The sequence below is a fragment of the Nostoc sp. DedQUE04 genome (assembly GCF_034530995.1).
GTDB lineage: Bacteria > Cyanobacteriota > Cyanobacteriia > Cyanobacteriales > Nostocaceae > Nostoc.
The window spans coordinates 21,339-32,693 of the sequence record NZ_JAVRCA010000086.1; the positions used below are offsets into that span (position 1 = coordinate 21,339).

Here is an 11,355-nt window from a genome sequence, read left to right on the forward strand (position 1 = left end):
AACTGTAATAAAAAATTACACATTAATTTATTCTTGCTTGTCAGCTTTACTCCTGCAACTCAGTAAGCTTTTTTTGATATTCTTTGTACTCTCTGTCTTGATGCTGCCAGTATTTCTCAACTGTTACTTTAGCAGCGTTCGCGTTGTTGTATTCATCTCCACCTTGGCTTAACAATCGTTGTTTGGTTTGCTTTCGTAAGTCAGAAACAACTTTGCCATTAACTTTACGCGTCTTTGACCAATCTAGAATCGCTTTAGGATAGTTACTATTGTCAACGTATTTTCCCTGTTCAATTTCTAGTAAACTGTAGCCCTGTAGTTCCGGTATCCAGTGGTAAATAAAGTCTCCTTGAGGGTCTTTTTCGGCAACATTCTTTGACGGATTATAGATGCGGAAAGTATCGCTCAGTGGATTCGTTGCACCAGCCTGCATCTGCCACTGCCAATTATTAATTGCTAAATCTCCATCTACTAAATAGTTCATATAATGTCTAGCGCCGTGATGCCAGGAAATCCCACAGTTAATAGTTAGGAATGTGGCACACATTGCCCGCATCCGAAAATTCATCCAACCCATTGTTTTGAGTTGTCGCATACTGGCATCAACCAATGGAAAGCCTGTCATTCCTTGTTGCCACGCCTGGAATAATTCTTGTTTTGCTCCTGATAACGCTGAAGGGGTATATAGTTGATCAAACTCCCTGTAACGGTTAATGTAAGCAATTTCTGGATGAAAATAGAGTCGCTGCGTAAAACTATCATGCCAACGCAAACGGTCTCGAAATGTTTTGAGGGAGAATTCTGCTTTGGGTTGAGCTTTTAATTCTTCTGCTAAGGTTTTAGTGCTTTGGTAAACAGTGCGAGTTGAAATAGTCCCAAAGGTTAAGTGTGGTGATAAATGAGATGTTGCCCCAAGCTGCGAGAGCATTGGACGAGAAAGTTTCCAATGGTATCCGTAATATCTTTTTTTGAGAAATGAGTCTAGTTTAGCTTGTGCTTGTGTTTCGCCCCCTGGAAAGTAAACTTTCTCTACTGCCCAAAAACGATGGTATTTTTGTTTAAGTTCTTCAAATGTTAACTGTGGTAGATTGAGCCTAATTTGAGGCGTATTAATAGTTGCTGGTGTTTTGTATTGAGATTGTCTTTGATAGGTGTAGTATTCCTTAAACCACTCGTCACGTTGCTCTGCTGATTGCAGAAAGTTGTTTAGTCCAATATGGTAATCAAGGTTTAACTGTTTGTAGAAATCAACTACGGTTTTATCCCGGCTGACACCGTACTCTACCTGCACATCACGGTTAAAGAAAAGTTTGGGTTTATATCCTGCAATGATTAACTGCCTAGTCAACTCTTGCACGATGTTTGTAGAATTACCTTCAAATAAGTACAGCTGACTACCTAACGTTTGCAGATTTGAGTTGAGATTTTCCAATGACTCAAACAAGAAGCGGACTCTAGCAGCTCCGACATCAGCCCAGGTATAAAACCAAGGGTCAATAATGAAGAATGGCTTTACTGCTACACCATTATCAGATGAAGAGGTGACAATTTCATTATCGGTTAAACGTAAATCCCGACGAAACCATAAAAGGTGCATGATATAACTAACTTATCATAGCCTACAATACATTTGTACCAATAATTTCTTTTGCTGTCGAAGTTGAGTGTCCATAATAAGATAGTGTTGGTTTGCAGCACCTGAAGCAGGGCGGTCACATCAGAATCAATCGGGGTGCTTTATTGCTAATAAGCTCAAATACAATCGCATTAAGCTATACTTATTGATAGCAGTTTAGGCGTTAGTCTAGCCCTTCACAGGTGTTGCTTTAAGGCTTGAAAAAGAAATCAAATGAAAAACGCTAATTTTTTCCTTGGTTTTTATGGTTAGTCGTGAGCAAGAGCAATTTAGATGCGTTTGTCCTGGAGGATAAGCCAGTGACCGAGTTTGCAAACAAGATAGCTATTGTCACTGGTGCAGCCAGAGGTCTTGGTGAAGCCATTGCTGTCAAGCTGTACGAAAACGGTGCGCGGGTCGTTCTGGCAGACATCAATGCCGAAGGAGCGCAGGAAGTAGCTAGGCGGTTGGATTCATCTGGCAGGCGGACATACGTTATTGAAACTGATGTGTCTGACCATCGGGCTGTGGAGGCAATGGTAGCCGAAACGGTGGAGCGATTTGGCGGGTTGAACCTAGCAGTCAATAATGCTGGCTTTACCGGGCCGCATGGGATTAGTACCGCCGATTATGAGATTGAATGGTGGCATCGTGTGATTGCGACTAATCTTAACGGCATTTTCTTTGGACTAAAATACGAAATTCCAGCAATCATCCAAAGTGGTGGTGGGGCAATTGTGAATATGTCATCTGCCGCGGGTGCGGTCGGAGTGGCGGGTATTGCTCCCTATGTCACTGCCAAGCACGGCATTATCGGTCTGACAAAGGCGGCAGCATTGGAATACGCAAATCAGGGCATCCGGGTGACTGCAATCGGACCAGGTTATGTTGATACACCTCAGATGCAAGAGTTGCCAGAGTCAGCGCGAAAGCAGATGGCTGACTTGCATCCTTTAGGTCGCCTTGCACGAACTGAGGAAGTCGCAAACATGGTTAGCTTCCTATTGTCCGAGCAAGCCTCTTTCGTCACTGGCAGCTTCCACCTGATCGATGGTGGTTACACTGCCCTCTGATTACTAATTAATTGACTTGCGTGCGATCGTTGTGTTGATTTTAGGCATTTTAAAATAGTGTTTACTGAGTAGGGCCGAATTACCTACTCTTTTGCTCTGACTTTTGAGGTTGTGATCTGTGTCTTGTTATTCAATAAAGCCTATATGATTAGTAATCTCATTAGTTAATTGCTTAGAGGCAACTGTTGTTTGCTTGCAGACTGTGAGGATGCGTTGGTCGTTAGCGCTAATAAGTTTGATTTGATGAAAATTAGATAGGTTAATTTTCATATTTTCAGTTTTTGCTTTATTGGAACTAAGTGATTTAGCAGAAACTGTGTTGTTATTCTGTTTTCCTGTAAAGCAACTAAACTCAGAATTAGGATAGTACAAAGCTCCGACAATATTTCCTTGTTGACGTTGTAATAATAAGTAGGCTTTCCCAATTTGATTAGGTTTAGGAGTTTCGCCGTATAAATATGTTCCATCAACAAATGGAGCCGATTTGGTTGAGCTATTTGGCAAGCTTTGTCCACTTGAAGAAGGAATTTCTAAACCGACTAAAGCTAAAGAAAGCAATATAAATGCCGCACTTTTCTGGAGTTTTGTGCTAACAGTTGCAGGTAGATTCATTTGTTTTTTCCTTGCGTTACTGTTGGTTGTACCTACCTTAAACCTCTTGTCGTTTGTATAAATCTTTCTGTCGGTAGAGATTAGGGTAGCAATATCAACTTTCAAACCCTTCCACGATTACTGCTGGTGAGAGCCATTCTTAAACCTTGCCTGGATTCTCAAAGCGGCGTTAAGTAGTTTTAGATTTCGGTTTCTTATCTCTACGGCAATGAATTCTTTGTAAGTTTCACTTGACCTTGAGGAAATTAACCGTAAGTGTCTTTGAACAGGTGTTGTGTTTCTCCAGTTGACCAAACAATTCGCAATTCGCAATTCGCAATTCGCAGTTAAATACGAGAAATCGTTTAATTGCTTAATTGTTAATTACTGGGTTTCAAGCCCCCACTGATTTTAATTGCGAATTGCGAATTCACAATTGCGAATTGGGTTGACGCAGGCTGAAATAATCGCATTGCTAATGGGCAAGCGATCGCTTTCACCTTTGCTTGGTGTAGCCTTATGGTTGACACCAGTATATTAATCATATTATCATGTCAACTGGCGAGCGCAGTGAAAATAAAATTAAAGTAAAAATGAATATCACAGTAGATGTAACACCCATCGCTGCGTTTAGGTGGAATGAAGAAAATGCCCAAAAACTCAGAGAGCTAAGAGACAAAGCTGGGTATAGTAGACAAAAGCTATCTGATGCTGTGGGAGTTTCTGTGGCTTATATTCAGCAGCTAGAGACTCCTCACGTCTTTATTAACAAACCAAAGAAACCAACTCAGATGACTGTTAGTACAGAAATTCTAGAGAAACTTTGTGCTGCTTTAGATGGGGATATCACTTCACTTATTTAGAACATAGATTACAACAGTTAATGAAAACTATTTACTACGCTCACCAGTATAAATCACTTGACAACCACTGGTGAGCGTAGTAGTATAGTAATCATAAGAGAGGAGACGAGCGCGATGCCTCTTTTGAAAAACAAAGAAGCGCTTAACCCCAAACCCAGATTTGATTAACACAAAACTATAGATTTGAGAAACAAGAACCCCCCGTCGTATAGCACAAGGTACGCCAGGTAAAGTCGGCTGGGGGAGATACTCAAGATCACTCAATAAATCCACTCATACTGCAATTAGGGCAACCGCTTAACAAAGTCGCAAGTCGCAAGTCGCAAGTGAAGAACTCTCAAACGGTTCAGTTTAAGTCTCCGGCTTCTATTAAGCCACAAGTATGTGTCTGCGGGGTATAAATCCCCGTTACAAAACTTACTTGCGACTTGCGGCTTGTCTACTTGCGACTTGAGTTTAATACCTTCTCTACAGCCTTGTGCTGTGAATTATTGCTAGAAAATAACTGAAATTCAGAAATATGAGGCTACGCCAAAACAATTTGAGAGCGTTGCGGTAAACCACAACATTGTTCACGCAAAACAAAAGGCGATCGCCGTCCCTAGAAAGTCTGCGATCGCCTTTTTACCCCAAACAAGAGGCAATTTCTAATGATGACACAAAGTTTAGTCCCTGCGCCAATAAAAGATCCGCTAACTACACAGGATCGCCAAATCATTGCAACTATCGTCAACCAGTCGGACTACTCCAAAAACTGTCAGCCCGAAGATGTAGTGACTATCTGGATCAACAGCGATGATATCGTCTGGGTAAAAATGACCCACGGCTATGCTCGATATCACAAAGAGCCATTCAAACGAGCTGTTGCAGAGGTAAAAGCGAGTCTTTCTGCTCCAGTAGAGCGCAATCACAAGGAAGAAAAGGAATTAAAACAAGCTGCTGAGAAAATAGGCTTGTTAGGTGATTGTGATTGGCTATCGTTAAGCGTCCAATACTATCCTGACAAGGTAATTGGTCACGCTGGTTGTTACACTTCGCAGAAGCCTCAACTATTAACCCCACTTGCTGAATGGGATTTCACCCTGCCGAAGTGGAATATGCCTGCTGCCATCTGTCCAGATTGTGATGGTCACGGCTGCGGTAACTGCTCCTATCGCGGGACTCGTGCAGAAGACTTGTGCGAACCAGTAGACGGCTATCGACTAACCTATGTAGGACGCACTGACCTCCAGACGGCTCACAACGTATATCTAGATGGTGAGTTTTTGGGCATACTCTTCAAGGTCAGAAACGCTGATGAAGTCTGGGAAAATGACCCTAAAACTTACTATTGGCGGTGTGGCGATGGAGTGCAGTATTGGAGCGTAAAAGAGGCTGTAGAAGCACTGTCCAGGGTAACTGCTCCGATTGAACTGCCGCAAGTTTGTCGGGAGTTGATAGCAGCGTAAGTAAAATGGTAGGTTTTAATGCCCACCATGTAACCATAACCAACCCTTGTAAAATAAAACACAGTTCGCTCTTGCAAAATGACCCAACAACCTCACCAACCTCACGACAAATTTGCCAAGGAATTTTTAGAAGAGCTACTGGCTCCTTTGGGTGAAGTGAAAATTAACAGGGAAGTAACAGATGCAACAAGATTTGTAGATGTATTATTTTTACCTTCCCCACAAGCCCAAGCGGAAAATCTAGGATTGCTGGGAAGAATTGCTCTACTCAATACAACGCTACTGGAACCATTTCGGAATCAGCCCAGCAGGACGGAAGTACGTAACTGTTTCATGAAGTTGTTCACTGTGATTGCGGATTCTCAGCGCAAAGCCAAACTCAATTCGCAATTCGCAATTCGCAATTTTAGGGAAGGAGCCAAATGTATGAATCAAAACATTAGTATTGCTGATAGAACTAAAGCATTAGCAATAAGAATAATTAAAGCTTGTAGTTTCTTAGATGAAAAGCCAGGAGTTTGTCGAACATTGTCAAACCAACTACTTCGTAGTGGTACTTCCATTGGTGCAAATGTTAGAGAAGCCAAATCTGCTCAATCTAATAAAGATTTTCTTAACAAATTAGAGATTGCACTTAAGGAAGAAAGAGAAACTGAATATTGGCTAGAGATATTAATCGAGTCAGAATTAGTTGAAAAAAGCCAGTTTGAGCCTCTTCTTGAAGAAACTAAAGAAATTGGAAAAATTTTAGTTGCTTCTACCCGAAAAATCAAAGATAAAATAAACTCTAAAACATCTAGCTAATTGCGAATTGCGAATTGCGAATTGCGAATTGGTTTCGGCGTATAAGCGTGATGACACAAACCGATTTAACTGAAGAAGATCAGGAGTTAATTATGAATTTAACAGAAGCTTATCAAGAAGCAAGAGCGCAAGCGGTACAGGAGGGAGTAGAGCAAGGAGTACAACTTGAACGCCGTCAAGTTGTAGAAAACTTGTTAAGATTCCGGTTTGGTTCTGTAGATGAAGAACTTTCAAAAGTAGTCGATAGTTTATTGCAGTTAACACCAGAAGAATTTACTCCCCTATGTCTTGAATTATCTCGTGAAGATTTGCTAGCAAGATTTAATCCACATCAATAATCCGTACAAAGCAAATAATTAGTAATAAAAAGCGCTTTTGTAGTAACAAGAGCGCTGTTTTATTGGCTCTGTACTTGATAGATACATCTGAAATCAACGGCTTCGCCAATGAGAGAGTGAAATCTGTTGATATTAAACAATGACCTATCAAGAAAATAATGCAGAATTACCCACTCAGAATTAAAGCTTCGCTTATTTTTTGCGAAAACTAACATTAAAGAAAGGCAAGCAGCTACTATGACAGCTTTTGACTTTGATTCTGCTCAACACAAGGCATACGAAAAAACCCCAGCAGCAAAGAGTATTCCTTCACCCGCAGGCATTTGGATTGCTTACGAAAATCAACAATTAGCAGGATGATACGAAAATAAAGAACTAGTTGGTGGGAAAGAATACAAAGTTCTTACTAATAAGTTGGACGAAAACGATGAAAAGATAGGCATTCCTGGCGCTCTCTATAGACAACCACGAATACTTGTGATTGGGCGATCGCCTCTGCTATACGGAAACGATAGAAAGGTGATTGGAGTTTGGCGTAGCAGCGATGGTTTGGACAAAAACGCTTACAAATTCGGTAGGCGGTATATGGTGATTTTCGTCGATGCCCAAAATCAACCTCTTCATATCGCACCAGTACAAATAACTGCTTGGGGAGTGTTTCAAGTTTCGTTTGATCAACAACTAATGGCATTCCGTGAAACCTGCGAACAAGCTTATGCAAGTTTTCAAGGCAAACATCACCAACCGAAGAATTTACTTTGGCATTCGATGTGGGTATTTTGTCCCACATTGAAAACAGAGAAACGTGAGAAAGGGGGGCAAATTTCCAATGCCTGTGTCTGTAACGGATACGAAAAGCCAACTGCGCTCAACTGGGAAAGTTATTGTATTGGCAAGAAACCAATAGCTCAAGAAATTGCCCTTGTGCATAATTCCGTCAGCGATTGGTGGAAAAAAGGATTGCCTAACAATAACTTACCAAAGCATACGTCTCATGCACTAGATCGCAATCAATTGATGATGGAGTCACAACGATTGATTGAAGCTTTAGGTTGGGGCGAGGAAAAGGGCAAACAGTTTCTTATAGAGAACTATGGCAAAAAAGGAAGACAGTTACTAACTAACGAAGAATTTGCTAACTTCGTCAACAAATTGCAGTCTATGCAAGCAAATTATGACGATGAAGTTGGTTACTGGGAGGATGTATCTTCTTAATAACCAAATACTTATTGAGGTGATTGCAGCAATTGCGTTCGCCTTTATGCTTCCCTACTTGCCTTCGATGAGGGAAGCATATTTGATCAGTTCTCAAGTCTTATCTACAGCTAATAAAGAAGGGACAGGGGAAAAGGTAAAAACCTTGCTTTTCTAAGGATAATTTAATTCATGAATCCCTTTCCCCTTTCCCCATCTTTTGATTGGGCTGTACGTATTTCAATCATTTAAAATACCCCATGACTATTACAATCGTTCACCCCAGTATCAAAAACTTACAGCAGTTTTCTGACTCGTTTGACATTGAGAAACTATTGCAATCTGAAGGAGTTCTGCCGTGGCTTCTAGCAAATGGCTGGAACTACGATGATGAATCTTGTTTAATTGCCAATATTATCGATGAGTCAACAAGTTTTGATGAAGTTTTGAACTCTGAAGAGTTTGATTTTAATGTTCTGTCAGATGAATCAAAGAAGAAATTGAATCAGATTATGCGTGAAAAACTCTACAGTCAGGCTGATTAAATCTGACTGTAGAGAAAAATCGATTCCACAACAAATTATGGCACACTTCACTGCTACTAAGATGGAAACAAATTTGATCAAACTGTATGACGCGACACTGTTAAGCTCATCAAAAGTTTACCAAATTAATGGTACACATTGTCGATATTTGGGAGATGAGGGTAGCATCCAACATCCACAGTATCTATTTCTCCCTCTGCCAAATCAAAGAAAAAAAGCCAGCTTTCGGCTAAATCGAAACAAACTTATGACTCGGTGTTATGAAGTCGAAGGCATGGTTTATAAAAAGCCTGTGGTACAGGATAATTCGCAGCAACTTCAGCTATTTTAAGCCATGTCCATACATAAACCACCAGTCATTAAAAGACATATTCGCCTACAGAATAGCTCTACAAAAGTAATCTATAGAGCTACACCAAAAAAGGGGAAAGGGTAAGGGGTAAGGGGGAAAGGAAAGGAAAGGAAAGGAAAGGATAAAGAACTTTTCCCCACAATGTATAAAGCCTCTGTTTTTAAATACGAGGAATAAAAAAGAAGATTTTTAAGACACGTAGTGCGATAAAAATTAGTGTCCATCTTTGAAACCCCTGCTTTTAAGTTAGTGGTTCCCTTTACCCTTTACCCTTTACCCCTTTCCCTTTCTTGATAGACATTCGCTCTCTTGAGAAATCACCACAAAGAAAGCTTCGCTTAATCGAAAGTGAAAAATAATGATTGAGGTCAATAATAATGGTACAAGTAATCGACAACACTATCGCTACAAATTTCCTAACTGATGCAGTAGTCGAGCGCCACAATTTCTCACAATTAAATAAAACCCGCATCAGATTTCGTATTCAGTTGAAAAAAAGTACAAAATCGGCTGCTCCTAAATGGGCAGATGTACTACAAGCTGAAGTTTCTGAAATAGAATCAGACCTTGTTAAAGTTACTAATTCCGAAGTCGGTTTGCGGGGTATCAAGGTATTTAAGAAATTGGATGAAGCTGCTGGCCAATTGAGGCAAGAGATTGCTTCAGTTCAAGAGTGGATGAGTAGTGATACTGGTGATTGGATTTGTCCGATTGATTTAGCTCCACTCGTGTGGAATCAGTTAATCAATATTAGGGATAATGTAGCTCCCAGTTTAAGGAATCAGCTTAAAGTTGATTACGAAACAGGGTTGCTTGATTACCAAGAGCGGATTGATCAGTTCCTCTCACTTAACACTTGGGAATTAGCACAGGATAAGCAAGAGTCAGTCAAAGCCAACTTGTTAAGAGCATTCCCGACTCTGACCGACCTTGAAGACTATTTGCAAGTCGTCATTGGTCGTCCGGTAATTATCCCGGCATTGTCTGAACAACTGAACCAGCAGCAAGCCGAATGTCTAGACCAGATTACCAAGTTCATTCAGCAGTATGACCAAAATCTGGAGCAAAGGCTACGGGAATCTGCTCTAGCTGGCGGTGAACAACTCGCCGCACAGTTGCTTGAAGAGTTGGCTGATTGGGAACCAGGGAGGAAACCCATACAGTTTAAAAGGAAAATGGAGCGTCATCTGATGAAGGTTCAAGTGCTACTAGCAAACGCTTCACCGGAGGCTGGCAGTAGCTTGGAGGCGATGATGGCGCACTTGGACTCTATCGTTAACGATCCAGCGATTGAGTCTAAAAATCTTGGTTCTGATACGCGCAGTCAATTGCAGCAAAAAATGCAAGAGATCCGCACCAAGTTGTTAGATGAACAACGCAATCTACAATCACTTGCAGCTGACGACGTGGGCTTATCGAAAGCTACGGTCATGTCTTTCAAGTTTAGGTAAAAAACAGTCTTGGGCGAAGGTGCATCGCTCAAGACTAACTAATGAATTGGAAATGTGGTGTTCACCTCTGGGGTGTTCACCTCAAAAAGGATATCTCACTTCTACTGCTATAGGGACAAAATTCTCATGTCACACTTCTCAACTGTTAAAACCAAACTCACTAATCGTGAATGTCTTATTTTTGCACTCACGGATCTAAACCTATCACCGCAAGTTCACTCCTCACCACAATCACTAAAAGGATACTACGGTGGCTCTCAAGGACAAAGCGCTGAAATCATCGTATCTGGTCGCACAATTCAAGCCCGTGCAGACATCGGGTTCAAATGGAATCAGTCAAGCGGCGTGTACGAGATAATACACGACAGTTACGAAACAGTTCCGAAGTTGGGACAAGACTTTTTCAGTAATAAACTAATGCTGGCTTATGGACAACGGATGGTGAGAGCTAAAGCTGCCGAATTACAAGAAAAATTTGGGGAGTGTGCGATCGCAGAATCTACTAACGGTACTGTGCAAACCCTACGCCTAACCTTTGCCGGACATCAAGAAATACAACAATATGCAAGGAGATAAACTATGGAACGTTCAATACTGATTCATTTTGATTCAGCTACAGGTGAAGTACGAGTTGAGGCAGAAGGTTTTGAGGGTTTGAGTTGCTTGTCAGCGACACAGCCGTTTGAGGAGGCATTGGGAGTTGTCGAAGGCGATCGCACTTTCAAGGAAGAATCAGCACCACAGCTTCGGACTACGAACAGCACTCAAACACGTTTACGTCAGTAATGAACATGGGGGAATCAATTTTCATCCCCCTTAAAAAGAATCATGAACGAATTAGCTAAAGAATACCCATTTGTTCACGTTTACGCACAACAGAAAACACGCCAGCCCGTGATTATCAAAGCGAATACTGAAGGGCTATGTGTGCTATTGAATGCCATAGTAACAGCGATCGCCTACCAAGCGAACAACGGTATAGCAGAGGTTTTCGACGGCGATGCCGAAGTTTATGAAATAGTCGTGAGACTTGTTAATACTCACGATGAACTAGCTCCACTACCTTATCAAAAACAATGAA

16 protein-coding genes are annotated in these 11,355 nt (G+C 41.2%); 14 read left to right on the forward strand and 2 right to left on the reverse strand.

All coding sequences use genetic code 11. From position 1 onward, the window contains the following. Nucleotides 1-46 precede the first annotated feature (46 nt). Nucleotides 47-1,597, reverse strand: a complete 1,551-nt coding sequence (locus tag RM049_RS35245; RefSeq protein WP_322707522.1) for a deoxyribodipyrimidine photo-lyase — start codon at nt 1,595-1,597, stop codon at nt 47-49. 338 nt (nt 1,598-1,935) lie between these two features. Here RM049_RS35245 and RM049_RS35250 point away from each other — a divergent pair, with 338 nt between their 5' ends. Next, on the forward strand, nt 1,936-2,688 hold the full coding sequence (locus RM049_RS35250; RefSeq protein ID WP_322707523.1) for an SDR family NAD(P)-dependent oxidoreductase: 753 nt from the start codon (nt 1,936-1,938) through the stop codon (nt 2,686-2,688). 126 nt (nt 2,689-2,814) lie between these two features. Here the strand turns inward: RM049_RS35250 and RM049_RS35255 are convergent, their stop codons facing one another. Then, on the reverse strand, nt 2,815-3,300 hold the full coding sequence (locus RM049_RS35255; RefSeq protein WP_322702051.1) for a hypothetical protein: 486 nt from the start codon (nt 3,298-3,300) through the stop codon (nt 2,815-2,817). Between the two features lie 394 nt (nt 3,301-3,694). On the opposite strand from RM049_RS35255, the gene RM049_RS35260 reads away from it, so the two are divergent. The 13 genes from RM049_RS35260 (at nt 3,695) to RM049_RS35320 (ending at nt 11,354) form a co-directional block, all read left to right on the forward strand. Beyond that, on the forward strand, nt 3,695-3,820 hold the full coding sequence (locus RM049_RS35260; protein WP_322707524.1) for a hypothetical protein: 126 nt from the start codon (nt 3,695-3,697) through the stop codon (nt 3,818-3,820). 10 nt (nt 3,821-3,830) lie between these two features. Next, nucleotides 3,831-4,142: a helix-turn-helix transcriptional regulator gene (locus tag RM049_RS35265; RefSeq protein WP_322707525.1), complete on the forward strand. Its 312-nt coding sequence runs from the start codon at nt 3,831-3,833 to the stop codon at nt 4,140-4,142. A 650-nt stretch (nt 4,143-4,792) separates the two neighbouring features. Continuing rightward, entirely contained in the window at nt 4,793-5,590 is a 798-nt protein-coding gene (locus RM049_RS35270) for a hypothetical protein (RefSeq protein WP_322707526.1), read from the forward strand. Nucleotides 5,591-6,016: 426 nt separating this feature from the next. After that, nucleotides 6,017-6,394, forward strand: a complete 378-nt coding sequence (locus tag RM049_RS35275) for a four helix bundle protein (RefSeq protein WP_322707535.1) — start codon at nt 6,017-6,019, stop codon at nt 6,392-6,394. Nucleotides 6,395-6,444: 50 nt separating this feature from the next. After that, entirely contained in the window at nt 6,445-6,732 is a 288-nt protein-coding gene (locus RM049_RS35280; RefSeq protein WP_322707527.1) for a hypothetical protein, read from the forward strand. A 237-nt stretch (nt 6,733-6,969) separates the two neighbouring features. Continuing rightward, entirely contained in the window at nt 6,970-7,092 is a 123-nt protein-coding gene (locus tag RM049_RS35285; RefSeq protein WP_322707528.1) for a hypothetical protein, read from the forward strand. A gap of 54 nt (nt 7,093-7,146) precedes the next feature. Next, entirely contained in the window at nt 7,147-7,947 is an 801-nt protein-coding gene (locus RM049_RS35290; protein ID WP_322707529.1) for a DUF5895 domain-containing protein, read from the forward strand. Between the two features lie 239 nt (nt 7,948-8,186). Next, nucleotides 8,187-8,471 carry a hypothetical protein gene (locus RM049_RS35295; RefSeq protein ID WP_322698376.1) on the forward strand — a complete coding sequence of 95 codons (285 nt, stop codon included), beginning with the start codon at nt 8,187-8,189 and terminating at the stop codon, nt 8,469-8,471. Nucleotides 8,472-8,508: 37 nt separating this feature from the next. After that, a complete protein-coding gene (locus RM049_RS35300) occupies nt 8,509-8,802 on the forward strand; it encodes a hypothetical protein (protein ID WP_416212684.1) in 294 nt (97 codons plus the stop codon). 398 nt (nt 8,803-9,200) lie between these two features. Then, nucleotides 9,201-10,274, forward strand: coding sequence for a hypothetical protein (locus RM049_RS35305; RefSeq protein WP_322707530.1), 1,074 nt, complete (start codon nt 9,201-9,203; stop codon nt 10,272-10,274). A gap of 126 nt (nt 10,275-10,400) precedes the next feature. Continuing rightward, nucleotides 10,401-10,850, forward strand: coding sequence for a DUF1257 domain-containing protein (locus tag RM049_RS35310; protein ID WP_322707531.1), 450 nt, complete (start codon nt 10,401-10,403; stop codon nt 10,848-10,850). Nucleotides 10,851-10,853: 3 nt separating this feature from the next. After that, nucleotides 10,854-11,060, forward strand: coding sequence for a DUF2997 domain-containing protein (locus RM049_RS35315; RefSeq protein ID WP_322698372.1), 207 nt, complete (start codon nt 10,854-10,856; stop codon nt 11,058-11,060). 42 nt (nt 11,061-11,102) lie between these two features. Beyond that, nucleotides 11,103-11,354: a hypothetical protein gene (locus RM049_RS35320; protein ID WP_322707532.1), complete on the forward strand. Its 252-nt coding sequence runs from the start codon at nt 11,103-11,105 to the stop codon at nt 11,352-11,354. Nucleotide 11,355 lies beyond the last annotated feature (1 nt).